This is a genomic window from Paraburkholderia sp. UCT2 (genome assembly GCF_014397665.1).
GTDB lineage: Bacteria > Pseudomonadota > Gammaproteobacteria > Burkholderiales > Burkholderiaceae > Paraburkholderia > Paraburkholderia tuberum.
The window spans coordinates 42212-65295 of record NZ_VZQO01000015.1 but is presented as its reverse complement, the minus strand read 5'-3'; the positions used below and the strand labels follow the sequence as shown (position 1 = coordinate 65295).

Annotated in this window: 18 protein-coding genes; 9 read left to right on the top strand and 9 right to left on the bottom strand. The window is 67.2% G+C overall.

The features are described 5' to 3' along the window. Positions 1–4: 4 nt before the first annotated feature. The 5 genes from F6X39_RS14765 to F6X39_RS14745 are packed head-to-tail and all read left to right on the top strand — an operon-like array spanning position 5 to position 4959. Entirely contained in the window at positions 5–493 is a 489-nt protein-coding gene (locus tag F6X39_RS14765; RefSeq protein ID WP_187617143.1) for a hotdog family protein, read from the top strand. Beyond that, positions 490–1215, top strand: coding sequence for a 3-ketoacyl-ACP reductase FabG2 (locus F6X39_RS14760; RefSeq protein WP_184070780.1), 726 nt, complete (start codon positions 490–492; stop codon positions 1213–1215). The genes F6X39_RS14765 and F6X39_RS14760 overlap by 4 nt, the downstream gene beginning before the upstream one ends. Next, positions 1215–2441, top strand: a complete 1227-nt coding sequence (locus tag F6X39_RS14755) for a beta-ketoacyl-ACP synthase (protein WP_187617142.1) — start codon at positions 1215–1217, stop codon at positions 2439–2441. The genes F6X39_RS14760 and F6X39_RS14755 overlap by 1 nt, the downstream gene beginning before the upstream one ends. After that, positions 2438–3718, top strand: coding sequence for a beta-ketoacyl-[acyl-carrier-protein] synthase family protein (locus F6X39_RS14750; protein WP_187617141.1), 1281 nt, complete (start codon positions 2438–2440; stop codon positions 3716–3718). Before F6X39_RS14755 ends, F6X39_RS14750 begins: the two co-directional genes overlap by 4 nt. Continuing rightward, complete coding sequence (locus F6X39_RS14745; protein ID WP_187617140.1) at positions 3715–4959, top strand: NAD(P)/FAD-dependent oxidoreductase; 1245 nt, start codon at positions 3715–3717, stop codon at positions 4957–4959. The genes F6X39_RS14750 and F6X39_RS14745 overlap by 4 nt, the downstream gene beginning before the upstream one ends. Positions 4960–5005: 46 nt before the next feature. Here F6X39_RS14745 and guaD read toward each other — a convergent pair whose 3' ends face one another. The 7 genes from guaD to F6X39_RS14710 form a co-directional block, all read right to left on the bottom strand. Continuing rightward, a complete protein-coding gene (gene guaD / locus F6X39_RS14740) occupies positions 5006–6373 on the bottom strand; it encodes a guanine deaminase (RefSeq protein ID WP_187617139.1) in 1368 nt (455 codons plus the stop codon). A gap of 165 nt (positions 6374–6538) precedes the next feature. After that, positions 6539–7588, bottom strand: coding sequence for an adenosine deaminase (locus tag F6X39_RS14735; protein ID WP_187617138.1), 1050 nt, complete (start codon positions 7586–7588; stop codon positions 6539–6541). Positions 7589–7635: 47 nt separating this feature from the next. Then, positions 7636–8652 (bottom strand): xanthine dehydrogenase accessory protein XdhC, encoded by a 1017-nt coding sequence (gene xdhC / locus F6X39_RS14730; protein WP_187617137.1) that lies wholly within the window; start codon positions 8650–8652, stop codon positions 7636–7638. Further along, positions 8633–11122: a xanthine dehydrogenase molybdopterin binding subunit gene (gene xdhB / locus F6X39_RS14725; RefSeq protein WP_187617136.1), complete on the bottom strand. Its 2490-nt coding sequence runs from the start codon at positions 11120–11122 to the stop codon at positions 8633–8635. The genes xdhC and xdhB overlap by 20 nt, the downstream gene beginning before the upstream one ends. Next, the gene (xdhA, locus tag F6X39_RS14720; protein WP_187617135.1) at positions 11122–12660 is read right to left on the bottom strand and encodes a xanthine dehydrogenase small subunit; all 1539 of its coding nucleotides are present in this window, start codon (positions 12658–12660) and stop codon (positions 11122–11124) included. Before xdhA ends, xdhB begins: the two co-directional genes overlap by 1 nt. A gap of 384 nt (positions 12661–13044) precedes the next feature. Next, positions 13045–13554, bottom strand: a complete 510-nt coding sequence (locus tag F6X39_RS14715; protein ID WP_184070759.1) for a disulfide bond formation protein B — start codon at positions 13552–13554, stop codon at positions 13045–13047. Between the two features lie 128 nt (positions 13555–13682). After that, positions 13683–15062 carry an amidase gene (locus tag F6X39_RS14710; RefSeq protein ID WP_187617134.1) on the bottom strand — a complete coding sequence of 460 codons (1380 nt, stop codon included), beginning with the start codon at positions 15060–15062 and terminating at the stop codon, positions 13683–13685. 214 nt (positions 15063–15276) lie between these two features. On the opposite strand from F6X39_RS14710, the gene F6X39_RS14705 reads away from it, so the two are divergent. The 3 genes from F6X39_RS14705 to F6X39_RS14695 all read left to right on the top strand — a co-directional run bounded on the left by F6X39_RS14705 (position 15277) and on the right by F6X39_RS14695 (position 19670). After that, positions 15277–17034 (top strand): cation:proton antiporter, encoded by a 1758-nt coding sequence (locus F6X39_RS14705; RefSeq protein ID WP_187617133.1) that lies wholly within the window; start codon positions 15277–15279, stop codon positions 17032–17034. 128 nt (positions 17035–17162) lie between these two features. Next, positions 17163–18614: a gamma-glutamyl-gamma-aminobutyrate hydrolase family protein gene (locus F6X39_RS14700; RefSeq protein WP_187617132.1), complete on the top strand. Its 1452-nt coding sequence runs from the start codon at positions 17163–17165 to the stop codon at positions 18612–18614. 342 nt (positions 18615–18956) lie between these two features. Beyond that, positions 18957–19670: a DUF2968 domain-containing protein gene (locus tag F6X39_RS14695; RefSeq protein ID WP_187617131.1), complete on the top strand. Its 714-nt coding sequence runs from the start codon at positions 18957–18959 to the stop codon at positions 19668–19670. A 9-nt stretch (positions 19671–19679) separates the two neighbouring features. Here the strand turns inward: F6X39_RS14695 and F6X39_RS14690 are convergent, their stop codons facing one another. Together F6X39_RS14690 and F6X39_RS14685 are read right to left on the bottom strand one after the other, a co-directional pair. Then, positions 19680–20717, bottom strand: coding sequence for a hypothetical protein (locus tag F6X39_RS14690; RefSeq protein ID WP_187617130.1), 1038 nt, complete (start codon positions 20715–20717; stop codon positions 19680–19682). Positions 20718–20917: 200 nt separating this feature from the next. After that, positions 20918–21442, bottom strand: coding sequence for a GNAT family N-acetyltransferase (locus F6X39_RS14685; RefSeq protein ID WP_018421404.1), 525 nt, complete (start codon positions 21440–21442; stop codon positions 20918–20920). 322 nt (positions 21443–21764) lie between these two features. Between F6X39_RS14685 and F6X39_RS14680 the strand changes: the two genes are divergently transcribed. After that, a complete protein-coding gene (locus tag F6X39_RS14680) occupies positions 21765–23066 on the top strand; it encodes an MFS transporter (RefSeq protein ID WP_187617129.1) in 1302 nt (433 codons plus the stop codon). Positions 23067–23084 lie beyond the last annotated feature (18 nt).

The following is a 23084-nucleotide window of genomic DNA, read 5'->3' as shown; positions in this document are numbered from 1 at the left end:
GCGCATGACGACTCCGCCACTCACTGTCGAGCAACTCGTGCGTCAGCCGATCGAAGCGATCATCCCGCATCGCGGCAGCATGCTGCTGCTCGATGCGATCGACACGTTCGCCGACACCACGCTGAGCGCCTTCGCCAACGTCGACCCGCACGCATGGTATGCCGACGCCGCCGGCGCGATGCCCGCGTGGATCGGCATCGAGCTGATGGCGCAGGCGATCGCCGCGCACATCGCGCTCGTCGCGATGCGCGGCGGCGGCCACGCGCGTCCCGGCGTGCTGCTCGGCTCGCGCAGCTATCAGGCGCTGCAGCCGGTGTTCCAAAGCGGCGCGCGTTTGCGCGTTCACGTGAGCGAGCTGCTGCGCAGCGACGCGGGCCACAGTGCCTACGAATGCACGATCGACGACGGCGACGCGCGCTGTGCCGAAGCGGTGATCAAGGTGTTTCAACCGCCCGATTTCCAGTCATTCATCGAAGGGAGTATGAGTTCATGAGCCGGCGAGTTCTCGTTACCGGCGCAAGCCGCGGCATCGGCCGCGCGATTGCGTACAAGTTGGCCGCCGACGGGTTCGCCGTGACCGTGCATTGCCGCACCGGACGCAGCGAAGCCGACGCGGTCGCGACGGGCATCGCCGCGCAGGGCGGCACGGCGCGCGTGCTGCAATTCGACGTGCGCGAGCGCGCCGTGTGCCGCGAGGCGCTCGAAGCCGACGTCGCCGCGCACGGTCCGTACTACGGCATCGTGTGCAGCGCGGGTGTCACGCGCGACGCGGCGTTTCCGGCGCTCACCGAAGAAGACTGGGACGTCGTGATCGAAACCGGTCTCGATGCCTTCTACAACGTCGTGCATCCGCTGACGATGCCGATGGTGCGCGCGCGCCAGGGCGGCCGTATCGTCACGATCGCGTCGGTGTCGGGCGTGATGGGCAATCGCGGCCAGGTCAATTACAGCGCCGCGAAAGCGGGACTGATCGGCGCGACCAAGGCGCTCGCGGTCGAACTCGCGTCGCGCAACATCACCGTCAATTGCGTCGCGCCGGGGTTGATCGAAACCGGCATGCTCGAACAGGTGACGCTCGATCACGCGCTGAAGACCGTGCCGATGAACCGCGTCGGCCAGCCGGCGGAGGTCGCGTCGGTGGTGAGCTTTCTGATGTCGGATGGCGCGTCGTATGTGACGCGCCAGGTGATCGGCGTGAACGGCGGGATGGTCTGATGAAGCGCGTCGTCATCACCGGCATGGGCGGCGTGACTGCGTTCGGCGATAGCTGGGACGCGGTTCAAGCGCGCCTGAAGCGCGGCGAGAACGCGGTGCGGCGCATGTCCGAGTGGGATTACTTCGAGTCGCTGCATACGCGGCTCGCGTGTCCGCTGCCCGGGTTCACGATCCCCGCGCATTACCCGCGCAAGAAAGTGCGTTCGATGGGCCCGGTGTCGCTGTACTCGGTGCGCGCGAGCGAACTCGCGCTCGCCGACGCGGGCCTCGCCGACGACACGCGCATCGCGGATGGCCGCATGGGCGTCGCGTACGGTTCGTCGTCGGGCTCGGTGCAGCCGATCCGCGCGTTCGGCACGATGCTCGAAACCGGCTTGATGAGCAACGTCACGTCGAATAGCTACGTGCAGATGATGCCGCACACGACGGCCGTCAACGTGAGCCTGTTCTGGGACCTCAAAGGCCGCATCATCCCGACCTCGTGCGCGTGCGCGTCGGGCAGCCAGGCGATTGGCTATGCGTACGAGGCGATCCAGTCCGGCAAACAGACGCTGATGCTCGCGGGCGGCGCGGAAGAGCTGTCGGGTCCCGCGGTCGCCGTGTTCGACACGCTGTACGCGACCAGCACGCGCAACGACGAGCCGCATCTGACGCCGCGTCCGTTCGATGCCGCGCGCGACGGCCTCGTGGTCGGCGAGGGCGCGGCGACGCTCGTCCTCGAAGAATACGAGCATGCGCTGGCGCGCGGCGCGCGGATTCACGCGGAAGTGGTCGGCTTCGGCTGCAACTCGGACGGCGCGCACATGACGCAACCCACCGCCGACACGATGGCGCTCGCGATGCAACTCGCGCTGCGCGACGCGCAATTGCCGCCCGAAGCGATTGCCTACGTGAACGCGCACGGTACGTCGACTGATCGCGGCGACATCGCCGAAAGCCATGCGACCGCGCAGACCTTCGGCGCGCGCATGCCGATCAGCTCGCTAAAAAGCTATGTGGGCCATACGCTAGGCGCGTGCGGCGCGATCGAGGCGTGGTGGACGATCGAGATGATGAAGCGCAACTGGTACGTGCCCACCCTGAATCTCGACCACCTCGATCCGGCTTGCGCGCCGCTGGATTACATCGTCGGCGGCGCGCGCGAGATCGACGCCGAGTACGTGATGAGCAACAACTTCGCGTTCGGCGGCATCAACACGTCGCTGATTTTCCGGCGCGTTCGATGAGCACAGGCCTGCAACGCGTGGTCGTGACCGGCATGGGCATCGTGTCGTGTCTCGGCAATACGCTCGACCAGGTCTGCGCGGCGTTGCGCGCGGGGCACTCGCGAATCGAGCGTATCGATGCGTGGCGCGAGCGCGGATTTGCATCGCAAGTCGCGGGCATGGCGTCGGTCGCGCACGAGGCGCCGTTCGAGCGCAAGCTCGAACGCTTCATGGGCGACACCGCGCGCTTTGCGTGCCACGCGGCGCGACGCGCGATCGACGATGCAAGGCTCGACCTCGCTTCATTGCAGTCGCCGCTCGCGGGTGTCGTGATCGGCTCGGGCGTCGGCACGATGGCGAGCTACGACGCGGCGCTCGCCATCGCGCACACGCGCGGCGTCGACAAGGTGCCGCCGTACACGGTGCCGCATACGATGGGCAGCACCGCGTCGGCGAACGTCGCGCAGATGTTCGGGCTCGAAGGCGTCAGCTATTCGCCGTCGTCGGCATGCACGACGTCGGCGCTCGCGATCGGGCAAGCGATGCAGCTGATCCAAACCGGCCGCCAGCAGATCGTGCTCGCGGGCGGCAGCGAAGCGCTGCACGACAACACGACGCTGATGTTCGACGCGATGGGCGCGCTGTCGCGCCGCTTCAACGACACGCCCCGGAGCGCGTCGCGACCGTACGACACGCAGCGCGATGGCTTCGTGATCGCATCGGGCGGCGGCGTGCTCGTGCTCGAAGCGCTCGACCATGCGCTCGCGCGCGGCGCGCGCATCTACGCGGAGCTGAGCGGCTTCGGCGATTGCACCGATCGCGCGGGCATGGTCGCGCCGCGTGCGGCCGGCATCGCGCGCGCGATGCGCGGCGCGCTCGAGCAGGCGGGCCGGCGTCCCGACTACGTGAACACGCATGCGCCGTCCACACCGCTCGGCGATCTCGAAGAGCTGCACGCGTTGCGCGACGTGTTCGGTGCATCGGCGCAAGGGTTGCCCGCGTTTTCGTCGACCAAGGGCATGACCGGGCATTCGCTCGGCGCGTGCGGCGCGCACGAAGCGATCTATACGCTGTTGATGATGCGCGACGGCTTCATCGCGGCGACCGCGCTGGTCGATACGCCGGAGCCGCAAGTGCGGGACATGCCGCTCGTGCGCGTGACGCGCGACGCGCGCATCGACACGGCGATGTCGGTTTCTTTCGGGTTCGGCGGGAGTTGCGCGAGCCTGATGTTCGAAGCGTGGCGAGGCTCGCATACGGCGCGGCAACGCACGCAAACCGTTGGAGGAGTGATTTGAACAGCGATTCTTCAAAGCGGACCGTGGTCGACGTCGCGATCATCGGTGCGGGTCCCGCCGGCGCGGTGGCCGCCGCGCTGCTGCGTAAGGCGGGCCGCTCGGTGCTGGTGCTGGAGCGTCAGCACTTTCCGCGCTTCTCGATCGGCGAGAGCCTGTTGCCGCAAAGCATGGCGTACCTCGAAGAGGCAGGCATGCTGCAGGCCGTCGTCGAGGCGGGCTTCCAGTACAAGAACGGCGCGCACTTCGTATATCGCGACCAGAGCTCGTCGTTCGACTTTCGCGACAAGCATTCGCCGGGCTGGGGCACCACGTACCAGGTCGAGCGCGCGCTGTTCGACGACGTGCTGATTCGCTGCGCGGCCGCGCAGGGTGCCGACGTGCGGTTCGGCCACACGGTGAGTGCGGTGCGCACGGACGCGGCACCGGTGCTCGACGTCGTCGATGAAAGTGCCGGCGCGTATCGGGTCGAAGCGCGTTTCGTGCTCGATGCGAGCGGCTTCGGGCGCGTGCTGCCGCGCCTGCTGAAGCTGGAGGCGCCGACGCGCATGCCGACGCGCGCCGCATTGTTCACGCACGTGCGCGACGGGCTCGCGCTCGACGCCATCGATCGCAACAAGATCTGCATCGCGACGCATCCCGAGCGTCGCGACGTATGGTTCTGGATGATTCCGCTCGCGGGCGGCCGTTCTTCGGTAGGGTGCGTCGCCGAAGCGAGCTTTCTCGACGTGCCGGAGGCACAGCGCGAGGCGGCGCTGCGCGCGCTGATCCGGCAGGAGCCGACGCTGAACCGGCTGATCGGGCAGGCGCCGTTCCTGATGCCGGTGCGGCAGATCGGCGGCTACGCAGCGAATGTCGCGAGTCTGCACGGGCCGGGCTATGCGCTGCTCGGCAATGCGGGCGAGTTTCTCGATCCGGTGTTTTCGTCGGGCGTGACGATCGCGCTGCGCTCCGCGCATCTGGCGGCGCGCGCGCTGAACCGGCAGCTCGACGGCGCGACGGTCGACTGGTCAGCCGATTACGACGTGCCGTTGCGCAAGGGCATCGATACGTTCCGGGCATTCGTCGAGCGCTGGTACACGGGCGAGCTGCAGGACATCATCTACTACCCGGAACAGGTGACGCCGATCCGCCGCATGATCTGCGCGGTGCTCGCCGGTTACGCGTGGGACGAGTCGAATCCGTATGTCGCGGATCCGGTGCGGCGCCTCAACGCGTTGCACGAGGTGTGCAAGGCGGGCTGAGGCGGGCCTCGTCTCTAGTCAGCGGCAATGCAGCTTCGAGCCAGCCTCAAGCCGCGATCTTCGCGCGCCCCGGCACGCGCTGGCGCGCGTCGTCGCGGCGGTGCACGCACTTGCCGGCCGCATACGTTTCATACACGGCGCGATCGTCACCGAGCAGCGCGAATGCGAACAGCAGCTCCTCGAGCGATTCGCGCCGCGCGGTGCGGCGCGCGAGCAGCGGCGTCGCCTGCGGATCGAGCACGACGAAGTCCGCTTCCGAGCCGTCCCTCAGCGTGCCGATCTTGTCGCCGAGATCGAGCGCTTCGGCCGCGCCGGCGGTCGCGAGATAGAACATGCGCGTCGCCGTCAGATGATGGCCGCCGAGGCGCGCAACCTTGTGCGCTTCGTTCATCGTCTGCAGCATCGAGAACGATGTGCCGCCGCCGACGTCGGTCGCGAGCGCGATCGGCATGCCGGCCGAGTCGGCCTTGTCGAAGTCGAACAGGCCGCTGCCGAGGAACAGGTTCGAGGTCGGACAGTGCGAGGCGAGCGCGCCGGTTTGCGCCATGCGCCTGCGGTCCTCGTCGTCGAGGTAGATGCAATGGCCGTACACCGCGCGACGGCGCAAGAGCCCATAGTGATCGTAGATGTCGAGATAGCTGCGGTGGCCGGGGAACAGCTCGGCGACCCATTTCACCTCGTCGGTGTTCTCGGCGACGTGGCTCTGGATGAACACGTCCGGATGCAGCCGCGCGAGCGCGCCGCATGCTTCGAGCTGCGCCTCGGTCGAGGTCGGCGCAAAGCGCGGCGTCAGCGCGTACATCTGGCGGCCGCGATCGTGCCAGCGGCCGATCAGCTCGGCGCTGTCGTCGTAGCCCGATTGCGCGGTGTCGCGCAGGAACGCGGGGCAGTGGCGGTCCATCAGCACCTTGCCAGCGACCATGCGCAGATTGCGCGCTTCGCTCTCGGCGAAGAGGGCGTCGGCGGATTCCTTGTGGACCGTGCAGTACACGAGCGCGGTCGTCGTGCCGCAGGCGAGCAGTTCGTCGAGAAAAAAGCTCGCCGTGTCGCGGGCGTGCGCGATGTCGGCGAAGCGGCGCTCGGTTGGGAACGTGTACGTGTCGAGCCACGGCAGCAGACCCGGCGCCGGCGACGCGATCATGTCGGTCTGCGGATAGTGGATGTGGGTATCGATGAAGCCCGGCACGATCAGCTTGTCGCGCCGCTCCACGACCTGCGTGCCGGGCGCGAGCCGCGACGCGAGCGCCGCATACGCGTCCGCCGCGACGACGCGGCCGTCTTCCACGATCAGGAGACCGTCCTCGTGAAACACCACGGCGTTCGGCGCGTGCGCCGGATCGCCGTTGAAGGTCAGCAGAGGGGCGCGGAATGCCGCTTGCGCCGCCGCTTGCGCGGTATGAGCCGATTCAGTCATGGAAAAGCTGTCTCCGAATGTTGAAAGCTGGGCGGCGCAGGCAGCGGCAGCGGCTTCCCGGTTCAGGTCGTTGCCGTTTGCCCGACCGAAGCGAAGCCGCCGGCCGCCGACGTCGGTCGAGGCCTGTCAGTTGAAATCCGTCGGCGCGCGGCTCAGTGCCGCCACTCAGTGCCGCCAATACGCGTCGAGCTTACCGATCAGCATCGCGCGTTCCTCGGGCGTCACGAACGACGCCTCGAAGCCGTTGCGGATGATCGTGTAGACCTCGGCGTCGTCGAGCTTCAGCGCGTCGATCGTCGCCAGATAGTTCGCGTTCACGTAGCCGCCGAAATAGGCCGGATCGTCGGAATTGACGGTCACCGCGACGCCGCGATCGAGCAGGTCTTTCAGCGTGTGCCTGGTCAGGTCGTCGAACACGCACAGCTTCAGGTTCGACAGCGGGCACACGGTCAGCGCGACGCGCGTATCGGCGAGACGCGTGACGAGCGCGGGGTCCTCGATGCTGCGCACGCCGTGATCGACGCGGTCGACCTTCAGCACGTCGAGCGCCTCGTAGATGTAGGACGGCGGGCCTTCCTCGCCCGCATGCGCGACGAGCTTCAGACCGAGCGCGCGCGCCTTCGCGAACACGTGCTCGAACTTCGACGGCGGATGGCCGCGTTCCGACGAATCGAGCCCCACGCCGATCAGCCGATGCTCGTACTGCTCGAACAGCGGCAGCGCTTCGTCGAAGGTGGCGAGCGCATCGTCCTCGGACAGATGGCGCAGGAAACACAGGATCAGCTTGCTCGACATGCCGCGCTTCTCCGCGTCGGCGAGCGCGCGTTCGATGCCGGCCACGACGGTCGCGATCCGCACGCCGCGCTCGGTATGCGTCTGCGGGTCGAAGAAGATTTCGCTATGCACGACGTTGTCGGCGAGACAGCGCTCGACGTAGGCCATCGTCATGTCGTAGAAGTCCTGCTCGTGCAGCAGCACGCTCGCGCCCGCGTAGTAGATGTCGAGGAACGATTGCAGGTCGGTGAACGCATAGGCGGCGCGCAAGGCTTCCACCGAGTCGTAGGCGAGCTTCACGCCGTTGCGTTGCGCGAGCGCGAAAATCAGCTCGGGTTCGAGCGAGCCTTCGATGTGGATATGCAGCTCGGCCTTCGGTGCGCGCGCGGTTTTGTCGGCGAGCGTAACGGAGGAAACAGGGGTAGCGGTTGTCGGGTTCATCGTGGTTTGGAATTGTGTGTTGGGTAACGAGCGGCTCCGGCCGCGTATCAAACCGCCTGCGTCGGGTGGCGCGCACCCGCGTTCGCCTCGACGGCCTGCAACACCTGCGCGGCCGCCGAGATCGCGATGACCTCGGGCGACTTGTCGACGATGCCGTCGACGCCGAGCGGACATTTCATCCGCGTGATCCGCGCCGGATCGATGCCGCGAGCCGCGAGCCGATGCTCGAACTGCTTGCGCTTGGTATGCGAGCCGATCATGCCGAAGAACGCGAAGTCGCCGCGCCGCAGGATGCGTTCGGCCAGTTCGAGATCGCGCGCGTGGTTGTGCGTCATCACAACGAAGTACGTGTTCGGCGCGGCCTGATCGATCGCCTCGTCGGGTGCGTCGTTCGCGTCGATCGTCACGTTCGGCGCGTGCAGCGCATCGAGCGACGGAAACTGCGCGTCGCGCTCGTCGACCCAGCGCACCGTGCAAGGCAGTGTCGCCAGCACGCGCACGAGCGCCGCGCCGACGTGACCGGCGCCGAACAGCACGACGGCGAATTCGCCCGGCGCGATGGTTTCGGTCAGGAGCGCGCTGCTGTCGTCGAAGCCGGCGCCGTCCCACAGCAGACAGTCGGCGCCGTCGATGCCGGGCTCGGGCTCGGACAGCATCACCGCATCCGGCGCGGGGCCGAATGATACGCTACGCACCGTCGATTGCCCCGCCGCGAGGCGCTTGGCGAGCGACGTGAGCCAGCCGAGATCGCCGACGTCGAGCCGCTCGAACGCGAGGATCACGGCGCCGCCGCAGCACTGGCCGAGGCTCGGCCCCAGCGCGAAGCGTTCGAGCCGCCGCATGTGCGGCGCGCGCATGCCGTCGCGCAGCACCTGGCGCGCGGTCTCGATCGCCTTCCATTCGAGGTGGCCGCCGCCAATCGTGTGCCTGGCCGCCTCGCGCGTGACGATCATCTTCGTGCCGGCTTCGCGCGGCGCCGAACCTTCGACGCGCGCGACCGTCACCAGCACGGCGGCGTCGCCATGCGCGACAAGATGTTGCAGGTCAGTGAGCCAGGCTTGCATCCGGCGATTCTCCGTGGGGGGCCGCGTGGGGCGTTTCCGCGGCGGGTTGCGTGTTTGTGTCGGTGCTATCGGGGTGCGCGGCGGCTTCGGTCGGATCTGCGGTCTGCGACGCGTTCATCGCACTCAACGTGTCCAGCGCATCGAGTATCGCCTCGGGCGTCGCCGGCGCGCGCAACCGCGGAGCATGTCGCGCGCCCGGCACTGCGGCCGCGATCGCGTCGCGAATCGCGAGAAACACCGAAAACGGCAGCAGCAACGGCGGCTCGCCGACCGCCTTCGAGCGGAACACGGTCGGCTCGGCGTTGCTGTTGTCGTAGAGCCGAACGTGGAACGCGGCGGGCGTGTCGCTGACCGCGGGAATCTTGTACGTCGACGGCGCGTGCGTCATCAGGCGGCCGTCGCGGCTCCACCATAGCTCTTCAGTGGTGAGCCAGCCCATGCCCTGAATGAAGGCGCCTTCGATCTGGCCGAGATCGATCGCCGGATTGATCGACTGGCCCGCGTCGTGCAGCAGGTCCGCGCGCAGGAGCTTCCACTCGCCGGTCAGCGTATCGACGACGACCTCCGACACCGCCGCACCATACGCGAAGTAATAGAACGGATGACCGGTCAGCGACTTCGCATCCCAATGCACTGTCGGCGTCGCGTAGAAGCCGTCCGACCACAACTGCACGCGCGCGAGATACGCGGCGTTGACGAGCTGTTCGAACGGCAGCGCGCCGCCGTTCACCGACACGCTGCCGCGCGCGAATTGCACGTCGTTGGCGTCGCCACCGAGCTGGCGCGCCGCGAGTTCGGCGAGCCGCGAGCGGATCGTCCGCGCGGCGGCTTCGGCGGCCATGCCGTTCAGGTCGCTGCCGGTCGAGGCCGCGGTTGCGGAGGTGTTGGCGATCTTCGAGGTATCGGTCGCGGTCACCCGGACGCGCGATAACGGCAAGCCGAACTGATTCGCGACCACCTGCGCGACTTTCGTGTTGAGCCCCTGGCCCATCTCGGTGCCGCCGTGATTGACGAGCACGGAGCCGTCCTTGTACACGTGCACGAGCGCGCCGGCCTGATTCAGGAACGGCACGTTGAACGAGATGCCGAACTTGACCGGCGAAAACGCGAGGCCGCGTTTGAGCACGGGACTCTTCGCATTGAATTCGGCGAGTGCCGCGCGACGCGCGCGGTAGTCACTCGAATCTAGCAGCGCGTCGGTCAGCGGCGCGATGATGTTGTCTTCGACGCGTTGTCCGTACGGCGTCGTATCGCGTTCGCCGACGCCGTAGTAATTCGCGAGCCGCACGTCGAGCGGATCGAGCCGCAGCTCGCGCGCGATGCCGTCGAGCAGCACCTCCATCACGAGCGCACCCTGCGGTCCGCCGAAGCCGCGAAACGCGGTGTTCGACTGCGTATTGGTCTTGCAGCACAGCGCGACGATATCGACGTCGGACACGTAGTACGCGTTGTCGAAGTGGCACACCGCGCGCGTCGCGACCGCGCCGGACAGATCCGCGGAATAGCCGGCGCGCAATGCGATTTCGACGCGCACGCCGCTCAGACGCCCGCTGTCGTCGAAGCCCGCTTCGTACTCGTAGACCGCATCGTGGCGCTTGCCGGTGATCAGAAAGTCGTCGTCGCGATCGGCGCGCAGCTTGACCGGGCGACGCAGGCGTTGCGCCGCAAGCGCGGCCACGCACGCGAACAGCGCCGATTGCGATTCCTTGCCGCCGAAGCCGCCGCCCATGCGTCGGCATTCGCAGACGACGTTATGCGCGGGCCAGTCGAGCATGTGCGCGACGACCTGCTGCATTTCGCTCGGATGCTGCGTCGAGCTGTAGACGAGCATGCCGTCCATTTCCTTCGGCACCGCATAGGCGATCTGGCCTTCGAGATAGAACTGCTCCTGGCCGCCGACCTCGAACCTGCCGGCCAGTCGATGCGGCGCGGCGGCGATCTTCGCGTCGGGGTCGCCGCGCCGCAGATGCAGTGGCGGCAGCACGAACTGCTTCGCGGCTTTCGCATCGGCGGCGGTGAGGATCGCGTCGAGCGGCTCGTAGCGAATCACGTCGTCGCTTTTCGCGAGCGCGGCGGCGCGACGTGCGAGTTCGTGGCTCTCGGCGATCACCGCGAAGACCGGCTGGCCGAGATAGAGCACTTCGCCGTCGGCGAGGATCGGATCGTCATGCAGCACCGGGCCGCAATTGTTTTCGCCGGGGATATCGTCGGCGCTCAGCACCGCGATCACGCCGGGCGCGTTTCTCACCGCGTCGAGATCCATCGACACGATGCGCGCATGCGCATGGCGCGACAGGCCGAGCGCCGCGTGCAGCGTGCCGTGCAGCTCGGCGATGTCGTCCGTGTAGGTCGCTTCGCCGCTCACGTGCAGCGCGGCGGATTCGTGCGGCAGCGGTACGCCGATCGACGCGTCCTCGCGTTGATCGGCACGCGCGCCCGCGGGTTCGATAAAGGCATCGGTCCGGTTCATCACGGCGACTCCTTCACGACGATTGCGTTGGCCTCGAACGCGAACGCGTTCACATCGCAGAGCGCGAGCGGCGCGTCGTCGCGCGTTTCGAGGTAGAAGCGCCACAGCAGATTGCGCGCGACCCTCAGCCGATACGCGCTCGACGCGCGCATGTCGGTGAGCGGCTGGTAGTCGGCGGCGAGCGCGTCCATCGCGCGACGGGCCGTCGGTTCGTTCCACGCCGCGCCGTTGAGCGCGGCTTCGGCATGCGCGGCCCGCTTCGGCGTCGCCGCCATGCCGCCGAACGCGACCCGCGCCGCGCGGATCGTGCCATCTTCCGCGACGTGCAGCGCAAACGCCGCGCACACCGCCGAGATGTCCTGGTCGTAACGCTTCGCCACCTTGTAGGTGCGAAACCGCAGCGCGCCGGCCGGGCGAGGCACGCGCAGCGCGCTGACGAATTCGCCTTCCGCGAGCGCGGTCTTCTGATAGCCGAGGTAGAACGCGTCGAGCGGCACGGTGCGGGTCGTGCGATCGCGGCGCAACTCGACGTCGGCGCCGAGCGCGAGCAGTGCCGGCATCGAATCGCCGATCGGCGAGCCGTTCGCGACGTTGCCGCCGAGCGTGCCCGCATTGCGGATCGGCAGCGATGCGAAGCGCGTCCATAGTTCGGCGAGTTCGGGGTAGTCGGCGGTGAGCACCGCGTACGCGTCCTCGAGCGTGACCGCCGCACCGATGGTCAGCGTTTGCGCGTCGCGCGCGATCGTCTTCAGTTCCGCGACGTTGCCGGTGTACAGCAGATCGCCGAGATCGCGGAACTGCTTGGTGACCCACAAGCCGACGTCGGTGCTGCCCGCGACGATGCGCGCGTCCGGATGCTGCGCGCGCAGCGTCGCGAACGCGTCGAGCGTGAGCGGGGCGTGGAAGGTGGGCGAGCCGAAGGCGGCGCCGCGGGTGCCTGGCGCGCTGTATTCGAACGTGTCTTCGCGTTGCAGCGTGCGCAGCGTGGCCGCGATCGCGTCGCGATCGAGCGCAACGCGCGGATGCTGCGCATAGTCGAACATCTTCTGCGCGGCGTCGATGATCGGCCGGTAGCCCGTGCAGCGGCACAGATTGCCGGACAGCGCGGCGTCGATTTCATCGCGGGTCGGCAGGCCGGCGCTGACGGGCTGGTTCTCGTAGAGCGCCCACATCGACATGACGAAGCCGGGTGTGCAGAAGCCGCATTGCGAACCGTGGCAGTCGACCAACGCCTGCTGCACCGGATGCAGCGCGCCGTTCGCGGCGCGCAGGTCTTCGACGGTGAACAGGGCGCGGCCGTCGAGTGTCGGCAGGAACTGGATGCAGGCGTTGACCGCCTTCAACGTGAGGTCGCCGCGCGCATCGAGTTCGCCGATCACGACCGTGCATGCGCCGCAGTCGCCTTCCGCGCAGCCTTCCTTGGTGCCGGTGCAGCGCAAGTCCTCGCGCAGGTGCTGCAGCACGGTGCGCGTCGCCGGCACGCCCGCGACCTCGCGGACGGACCCCTGATGGTAGAAGCGGATGGTTTGCGTTGTCATGGCGAATCGGAAGACAGTGCGGACCGGGCGCGCGTTACGCATAGGGTCGCAAAAAGCCGGCCTCGCGCACGTAGATCGCCATCCATACCCGAAGATAGCACTACCCCGGCCCGAAAATATTTCCCGTGTCGCATGAAGCTCATGCGGCGGCGGTCATGATCCGGGTACGATTCGCGCCGAGGCGAGAAGTTGCGTGCGCGGAGCGGGGACCGACAGGAACGGCGCGCGATCGCGGAACGTCGCGCAGAAAAAACGCCGGGCTTCGGTGCCCGGCATGGGCAACACGAAGTCCGGCGTCATTGCGATGCGAATCGGTAAGCGCCCTGGCGGCGAGTTCGGCGCTTCAGGCGGCGTTCGAAGCTCGCTCGGCCAAGTTGCCCGCCGTCAGGACACCCGATGGCGATTGCGCACCAGGCTCAGCACTAGTGCGACGAACGCGACGATAAACGCGACGCCCGACCACATCGGCAGCGTCAGCCCGAGAATCGGCGGATAGGCGGTTTCGCACAGGCCCGCAACCTTGAACACGCTCGGCAGCCAGTGCGCGGGGGGCAGGCTGTCGACCACCGGTTGCAGTGCGTCGAAGCCGCAGCTGAAGCCAGGATTCGCCTGGATGTACACATGGCGCGCCGCGGTCGCGATGCCGGCGAGCGCCGACAGCGCCGCCATCACTTCGAGCAGGCGCACGCCGCGCCAGTGCCTGAAGCGCGCGCCGAGGAACGCGAAGATCGCGATCAGCAGGAAGAAATAGCGCTGGATGATGCACAGCGGGCACGGGTCTTCGCGCAGGCCGAACTGCAGATACAACGCACCGCCCACGAGGGCGAGGCAGATCAGGCCGAGCAGAACCAGGAGGGTGCGCTCGCGGCGCAGCATTGCGGAGTCGTTAGTCATGGATCTTCGATTGCTCTGGAGACGAAAGGGCGGGTGCCCGCGATTCTAGCGCGAACCCCGGCCGCGCCACTTATTGCCTGAACATTGGCGCGGCGGCGACCGCGCCGGGCGGCCAACCCCGGCGCGCTTTACCGGATCGCCTTCAGCACTGCCTCGGCCGCGCGGCCGATCGCGAGCAGCGCGTCGTCGGCGTGCGGTGCGCCCGCCAGCATCAGGCCGACCGGCGCGTCGCCGCGCAGATGGCACGGCAGCGACAGCGCGCAGCTATCGAGGAAGTTGAACGCGCTCGGATTGCGCAGGATCAGCGCATTGGTGCGGCCGAACGCGTCGTCGTCGTTGAGCAGATCGGCGAGGCGCGGCGGCACGACCGGCACGGTCGGCGCGACGACCGCGTCGAAACGCTGCCACAGCGTGCGCGCGGCTTCGTCGAGCATCGCGTCGCGCTCGGCGACGAGGTCCAGATAATCGACCGCGCTGGCCGGCTGCCCCTTCATGATGCGCACGAGCACGCGCGGATCGTACTGCTCGCGATGCTTGTCGAGCAGCGGACGATGCCACGCATACGCCTCGATCGACGAAAAGCCGAAGCGGTTGATCTCCGGCAGCCGGTCGAGCGGCGCGAAGCGCACCTCGCTGACGATCGCGCCGGCCGCCTCCAGATGCTTGAGCGCGGTATCGATCGCGCGCGCGACTTCGGGCTCGACGCCGTCGGTCACGAAATTGGTCAGCACGCCGAGGCGCACGCCTTCGAGCGGCCGCGCGGCCGGGATGCGCGGCTCGAGCCCGGCGAGCATCCGGTCGACCAGCGCGCAGCATGCGACCGACACGCCGATCGGCCCGAACGAATCGAGCGTCGACGACAGCGGCACGCCGCCCTGCTTCGGGATGCGCGCGGCGGTCGGCTTGAAGCCGGTCAGCCCGCACAAGGCGGCCGGGATGCGGATCGAGCCGCCGGTGTCGGTGCCGAGCGCGACCGCGGCCATGCCGTCGGCGACCGACGCGCCCGCGCCCGACGACGAGCCGCCCGAAATCCGCTCGTCGCCCTTCACGCCGCGCCGGTACGGCGACAGCGGATGGCCGTAGTGCGGATTCAGGCCGAGTCCGGAAAACGCGAACTCGCTCATGTTGGTCCGCCCGACGATCACGGCGCCGGCCCGCTTCAGACGCGCGACCGCGACCGCGTCGGCCTTCGCGGCGGGCGCGTCGGCGAGCACGACGGAGCCCGCGCGGGTCGGCTGGCCTGCGATGTCGAACAGGTCCTTGACCGACACGGGAATCCCGGCGAGCGGCGACAGCACGGTGCCGGCCGCGCGCAGGCGGTCGTGCGCGTCGGCGGCGGCGCGCGCGGCGTCGGTGTCGACGTGCATGAAGACGGCGGCGCCTTGGCCGGCCGGATCGGCGATCCGGTCCAGTGCGGTTTCGACGAGCGCGCGGCTCGTCGTGCGGCCGGCGGCGAGATCGGCGGCAAGCTGGGCAAGCGGCGGGAAGGGGGCGAATTCAGTGGCCATGATGTCGGTAGAAATCCGGTTGAGCGCAGCGCGGGCGCATGAGCGAAGCAGTGCGGAGCCAAAGGGAAAGGTCCGTCCGCATTGTAGAGCAAGGTTTTGCAGCCGAGCGGCCTGCTACTGGCGGAGCGGCGTGGCACGCGAATTCGCCAAAAAGCTGGTCGGTTCGTTTGCTACACTGCGCTTTCCGGGATTACTGTTTGTAAGGAAAGCGCTCATGCACCATGGCATCGGCTTCATCCAGGATCTGGCCGTCGTGATGGCGCTGGCCGGCGTCGTCACCGTGCTGTTCCATCGCCTGAAGCAGCCGGTGGTGCTCGGCTATATCGCGGCTGGCGTGATCATCGGACCGTACACGCCGCCGTTCCAATTGATCCACGACGAACAGACGATCCAGACGCTCGGCGAGCTGGGCGTCGTGTTCCTGATGTTTTCGCTGGGACTCGAATTCAGCCTGCGCAAGCTGTTCGAGGTCGGCGCGACGGCGATCGTCGCCGCGCTGTCCGAAATCGTGCTGATGCTGTGGATCGGCTACGAGATCGGCAGCGCGTTCGGCTGGACTCCGATGGACTCGCTGTTCCTCGGCGCGATCCTCGCGATCTCGTCGACGACGATCATCGTGAAGGCGCTGTCCGATCTCGGACTCAAACGCGAAAGCTTCGCGCAGCTCGTGTTCGGCATTCTGATCGTCGAGGACATTCTCGGTATCGCGATGCTCGTGCTGCTGACCGGCATCGCGCAGACCGGGCAGCTGTCGGCCGGGCTCGCGGCCGTCACGCTCGGCAAGCTGCTGCTGTTCATGACGGTGTCGCTGCTGGTCGGCGTGCTGCTCGTGCCGCGCGCGCTGAACTACGTCGCGCGCACGGGCAGCGACGAGATGATGCTCGTGTCCGTGCTCGGCTTCTGCTTCGGCTTCTGTCTGCTGGTCGTCAAGCTCAATTACAGCATCGCGCTCGGCGCGTTCCTGATCGGCGCGATCATGGCCGAGTCGCGTCATCTGCATCGGATCGAGCATCTGATCGCGCCGTTGCGCGACGCGTTTTCCGCGATCTTCTTCGTGACGATCGGACTGATGCTGAACCCGGCCTTGATGCTCGACTACGGATGGCCGATCGCCGTGATCACGCTCGCGGTGATCGTCGGCAAGATCGTGTCGTGCGGGCTCGGCACGTTTCTGTCGGGGCAGGACGCGCGCACCTCGATGCGCGTCGGCATGACCGTGTCGCAGATCGGCGAGTTCTCGTTCATCATCGCGACGCTCGGTCTGACGTTGAAGGTGACGAGCGGGTTTCTGTATCCGATCGCGGTCGCCGTGTCGGCATTGACGACGCTGACGACGCCATATCTGATCCGCGTCGCCGATCCGCTCACGCGCCGCATCGGACAGGCGATGCCCGCCACGTTGTCCAACGTGTTCGGCATGTACGGGCAATGGCTGCGCAGTTTGATCACGGCGCGCGGCGAGCCGACGCTCATCAGCATGACGCGGCGGATCGTATTGCAGATCGCGGTGAATCTCGCGCTCGTCGCGGCCATTTTCCTGGCCGTGTCGTATAGCGCGCCGCATAGCGGCCGGCTGCTCGCGCACTGGCTCGACGACGAGCCGCTGCAACGCGTCGTGCAGTGGAGCGTCGCGCTCGTCGTTTCGCTGCCGTTTCTCGTGGCCGTGTATCGCAAGACCAAGTCGCTCGCGCTGCTGCTCGCCGAAGTCGGCGTGCAGCCGACCACCGCGGGACGCTTCACGAGCGCGCTGCGTCTCGCGATCGCCGATCTCATGCCGATCGTGTCGATGATCGGGGTGTTTCTGCTGGTGGCCGCGCTGTCGGGCAGCATCCTGCCGCCGACTGGCCTGCTCGTCGCGGTGCTCGTGTGCGCCGCGCTGCTGCTCGCGCTCGTGTGGCGCTGGTGCGTGAAGATTCATGCGTCGATGCAGATCGCGTTGCGGGAAACCTTCGAAGAGCGGCCGGATCCTTGACTCATCGGGGTCGGTGTAACGCTTCGCAACAATGTGAGCAATTGTGTGCGGGTTTGCGGGGCCTGCAGCACTGACGGATAATCAGGGCATATTCATTCGTTCGCGTGTAAGGCGCCCGTCCGACAGTCATGAGCGAAAACAAACCCGAAAACGCCGGCACGACCGGCAGTCCGCAGCCGGCCTCCCCCGCGCCGAGCAGTGCACCGGCCGAACCGGCCGCCTCGCTTCCTCCGTCGCATGAAGATGCCACCCGGTCGGCCGCCAAAGACACGAGCCCGGCGGCCGAGGAGGCGACCGCGAGGTCGTCGACCGACGATCCGCTCAGCGCATCGGCACTTACGCCCAAAGATCCGCGCACGGCGCGGCTGCGCGACGCGGCCGAGGCGCGCAGCGCCGCCGCCGAATCGACCGCGCGGCAGGAAGCCAAGGTGCACGAGCGCGAAGCGCGGCGCGCTGGTACGTACGCCGGCGGCGCGACCATGGTGAAACCCGAGCCAGTCGTCAAACCGACGGCGGCCGCCGGCGAGCCGCACGCGGGCGGCATTAGCGCCGCGGACCTCGCCACCGAAGACGAAATCGCCACCGAGGCAGCCGCCGCACCCGCGGCGCGTGCGCCCGGCTCGCCGCCGCCCGGTTTCGGCGCGGCACCCGATTTCAGCGCCACGAACCCGCCGCCACCCAACGCGCTTCCGCCGTCGCCACCGCGTTATCTGAAGCAGAGCGACTCCGCGTGGAGCGTGTTCGGCCGCATCATCGCGGCGCGCGCGCGGCAGCTGTTCGATCGCGCGGGGCAGCGGATCACGCAGCGCACGCTGCGCATCGGCGTGTCGGCGCGCATCTTCCACCCGGAACCGGGCGCGAAGGGCTTGCGCGGCAAGACGCTGCAGTATCTGGAGGAGTCGGTCGCGCACTGGGTGATGTCGCGCGACGTGCTGGTGTTCATGATCCCGACCGTTGGTCATCAGGGCATGCTGCACCCGAGCAACATCCGTCTGCGCGACTATGCGAAGCATCTCGATGGCCTGCTGCTGCAAGGCGGCGCCGACGTGTCGCCGCAGACGTATGCGGAATCGGCGGCCAGCCACGAATGGCCCGGTGACCGCGTGCGCGACATGTACGAGCTCGAGCTGCTGCACGAGTTCGTCGAATCGGGCAAGCCGGTGCTCGGCGTGTGCCGCGGCTGTCAGCTGATCAATGTCGCGTTCGGCGGCACGCTATATCAGGACATCGCGACCGAAGTGCCCACCGCGAACGCCCACGTCAACGAAAACTACGATCAGCACCGGCACGGCGTGCATTTTCCGGATGGCTCGACGCTGCTGAACATGTTCCCCGGACGGCGCGACGCGATCGTCAACTCGATCCACCATCAGGCGGTAAAGACGCTGGGCCGCGATCTGAATATCGAGGCGGTGTCGGCGTCGGACGGCATCATCGAGGCCGTGCGCTACCGGCGCGCACCGTTCGTGATGGGCGTGCAGTGGCACCCGGAGTTTCATCGCGCGGGCGGACCGGAGCTGCTCGATTGCACACCGTTGCTCGATACGTTCCTGCGGGTCGCGCGGGAGACGCGGTTTTAAGCATGGCGGGTTTGCGTTGGCGCGGCGTGCGCGGTCGAGGTTGAGTCCGCGGCGTGGTTGCGCATCGGTCCCGCGCTTTCGCTGTTTTCCGCAGCCCGACGGAGCCATTCCATTCTGACGCACTGTCACGTTATGTGGCAGTGCGTTTTCTTCTCTCGAAATAATCAGGAGTGCGAGCTGGGTGGCGTCTTTATTTTGCGACTGTGATTTTGGATGGAGTGATTCGCTGCACCAACCGTCTATCTCGATTTCGAGCGTGTCCATACAGTGCCCACGAGCTTCGCGTCGCGATAAATCCGCGCGATAATCCAACGTCATTCTCGATCGGCGTGGAGCAGGCATATGAAGTACTCCTTGGTTATCCGGCGCGCTATGTTGCTCGCCGGTGTCTATGCGTTGTGGCATACGGGTGTTGCGGTGGCACAGCAGGACAGCGTGAGCGCGCCGCTGGCGGGCACGCGGCCGGCTCCAGGGGAGTTGGCGCCGCGAGAGGCTGGCCCCCAGTCCGTCGCTGAGCCCGAGGTGTCCGCGAATACGCCCGCCGCCGCGCGCGGCGACGTCGCCGATTTGATCCAGTTGATCCACGACGCGAACCTCAGGGAACTGCGCACGACCTACAACGGCAGCTACGGTGCGAGCCTGTTCTTCCATCCGCCGCGGATGACGTACTACGTCGCGTTGTTTCAGAACAAGCATTTCTGGCGCGTGATCAGGAGCGATTCGGCAGAGCGCGCGGAAGCGATCTACGCCGGTTTCGCGCAGCAGACGCAGCAACTCGCGGACGTCGAGATTCATCGCACGCGGTTGCAGGCGCAGAATGCGTATCTGCAGGGCAGCATCGCGATATCGCAGCAGCAGGCGCAACGGCTGCAGACCGATCTCGACGTCGCCCGCACGCAGCAGGCGAAGGTCGACGACCGGCAGCGGCAGACGCGCGACGAGGCGCTCGCGCTGCGCGCGGAGCGCGACAACGCGCAGGCGCAATTGCGTCAGCTTCAGAGCGCGGTCACGCGCTTGCAGCAGCAGACGGAAGCGGGTTTGCCTGCGTCGAAGTAACGGCGGCGCTCATGGCGCGAATTGTTCCGGGATTTCGGTGACGCGACGCTGCGATATGTGGTTCATCCACTCGGTGCTATTTACCGGCAGATTGTTCGACACGGTGGAGCGCGGCAGCGGCGCGACGTCGCGCAAAGACATCATGGCGAACGTCGTTACATCAGCGTATCCGTCTTCGCCGAACCGGGTACGAACGCGCGCTTCATGCGATGGGTCATTCGCGGCAGGGCGATTTACCGGAAGCGGATGCGTTTGCACGCGAAGCGCACGACGCGGAGGCGACGAGCGAATCGCGTCACGCGGGGTGGGCGCATGTCGCGTGGCGGTGCCCTGAGGCAAAGCCACGATGCGCGCGGGTGCGGCGGCGGCCACGTCGACAGGTAATGGCGGAAGGACAGGAGCCGGTGTGACGGCCTCCGCAATCACCGGTGCCTCGGGACTCGCAACCAGATGCTGCGCACGACGCTTTTCTACCGGCGCCGGCGCATCACGACGGGGCATCAGAGCTTGCGCCGATTTCAGCATGTCGGAGGCCATATGCCGCGGCGCCGGAGGCTGATCGACGATCCACCACGCCAGCACCGCGACGCAGCCGATTACGCCGGCACTCGCCGCGACCGTTCGCCGATGCCGCACAGTGCGCCGCTGCGCGATTCGCGGCGAGCGGGCCTTGAGCGGGATTCGCATTGGACCCTGAGGCACCTTCCGTTGCATAGCGGGATGCGCCGCCGTCGCGGTATTCGACGGTTCCCCGGCAGGCTGCGTGGCGTTCGCGACGGGCGTCTCTGCCGGCCGCTTCATGTCGGTCAGCACGCCGGTCAGCACGCCGTCGATCGACACCCACTGCCCATACGACAGCAACTGCTGATCTCTGATGCACACGGTGCGCAGCAGCGCGGCATACAGCGAATCGAGCCCGGTTCGCCAGCGCTGAACGCCGGACAGCAACGCCCAGTCGCGGCCGAACGGTTCGGGCAGCTGGTCGAGCGCACGGAGAGGGGGAAGCGCGAATGCGCCTTCGATCAGGATGAGCGGCGTGCTGGTCATCGGTTTCTTCCGGTGTCTCGGACAGGCTCACCGGTGTGGCAGTGACGGAATCTGTAGGGGGCCGATGAAGCCATCGGCAACAGAAAATCATGCCTCGAAACTACGTCGTCCACCGTTCAGACGACTCCGAAAACAGGAACACCGCCGGCGCGCGCCGTCCCCGCGACGCCACGCGCTTCACGCACGCTCAACCACGGCGTTCAAGCCTTCAACCGGTACACGTAGCGCAACGCGGTGATATCCACGCCGCCCATCTGATCGGGCTCCGCGCCGACCAACTGCCAGCCGTGTCGCTCGTAAAAGCCGATCGCCGCCGTATTGCCCTCGAGCACGTACAGATACAGCTGTGCCTCGCCTTGCGCGCGCGTCCAGTCTACGGCTGCGTGCATCAGTGTTTTGCCGACGCCGATGCCCTGATAACCGGGCAGCGCATGCAGGTTGTCGAGCAGCACGCCCCACGCGGACTCGGGCTGGCGCTCGACACATACGAAGCCGGCCGGCTCGCCGGCCAGCTCGGCGATCAGCACGATGCGGCGCTCGCCGCCCGGCGCGCCGAGACGTGCTTCCCAATAGGCGGCGCGTTCGCGCGTGACTTCGCCGTCGAGGAACGCGTCGGGCAACAGACCGCGATAGGTCGCCTGCCAACTGGCGCTGTGGATCGACGCAATCAGCGCGGCGTCCTCGAGCGTGGCGGGGCGCAGGGAAAGAGCAGGGGTGGTTCGCATCGGCGTAATCGACTGAATGGCCTCGCGCGGACAGTCTACGGCCGCCCGCGGGTGTCGCGCGTAAGCAAACTGTATGCGTTTCGCGTCGACCCTATCAGCAGTAACATTACGTGGCATCGGCCCGACATCGAGCTCAGCGTTTACCCTCATATCGGATGAGCGCCGTGAGCAGCAGAATGCGGCGCCCGCGGGCGCACTTTGCTTATACCTGTGCGTCCGCCTGCGGCATCCGCTCGCCAAACGCGGTGGATCGTTTCAACTGCCCGCTCGTCACCTCCGCGTCGATCCGTCCGACAGGGCGGCGGGCCTATCCGAGAGTGTCATGTCTACAGCGACCCACGCCGCTTCCACCACCGAAGAATCCAAGGTCAAGACAGTGTTCCGCGTTGTCAGCGGCAACTTTCTTGAAATGTACGACTTCATGGTCTATGGCTACTACGCTTCCGCGATCGCCAAGACCTACTTTCCTGGCGGCAGCGATTTCGCGTCGCTGATGCTGTCGCTGTCCGTGTTCGGCGCGGGCTTCCTGATGCGTCCGCTCGGCGCGATCGTGCTCGGCGCCTACATCGACCATCACGGCCGTCGCAAAGGCCTGATCCTCACACTGAGCCTGATGGCGCTCGGCACGCTGACGGTCGCGACGATACCGGGCTACGCGACCATCGGGCTCGTGGCGCCCGTGCTGGTGCTGCTCGGCCGGTTGCTGCAAGGCTTCTCCGCCGGCGCCGAGCTCGGCGGCGTGTCGGTGTATCTGTCGGAGATCGCGACGAAGGGCAACAAGGGCTTCTATTGCTCGTGGCAGTCGGGCAGCCAGCAGGTCGCGGTGGTATTCGCCGCGCTGATCGGGGTGGGGCTCAACAAGATTCTGCCCGCCGAGCAGATGTTCGCGTGGGGCTGGCGCGTGCCGTTCCTGATCGGCTGTCTGATCGTGCCGTTCCTGTTCATCATCCGCCGCTCGCTGCAGGAAACCGAGGAGTTCACGGCGCGCAAGCATCGTCCGAGCGTGGGCGAGATCCTGAAGTCGATGCTCGCGAACTACCCGATCGTGCTGGGCGGCATGGGCATGGTCGTCATGACGACCGTGTCGTTCTACATGATCACCGCTTACACGCCGACCTTCGGCAGGGAAGTGCTGAAGCTGTCGGCGATCGACGCGCTCGTCGTCACCGTCTGCGTCGGTATCTCGAATCTGATCTGGCTGCCGTTGTCCGGCGCGTTGTCGGACCGCATCGGCCGCCGTCCGGTGCTGCTCGCGTTCACGATCCTGACGATCCTCACCGCGTATCCGGCGCTGCAATGGCTCGTCGCCGAACCGTCGTTCGCGCGTCTGCTCGCCGTGCAGCTGTGGTTGTCGTTCCTGTACGGCTGCTACAACGGCGCGATGGTCGTCGCGCTGACCGAAGTGATGCCGGTCGAAGTGCGAACCGCAGGCTTCTCGCTCGCGTACAGTCTCGCGACGACGATCGGCGGCTTCACGCCGGCCATCGCCACGCTGCTGATCCACGTGACCAGCAACAAGGCGGCGCCGGGCCTGGTCCTCGGCGTGGCGGCAATCTGCGGTCTGCTCGCGACGCTGTTCCTGTATCGCACGCCGGAGTCACGTAATCAGTATCGGGCGGCCTGACGGCTCACTTCGTGTTCT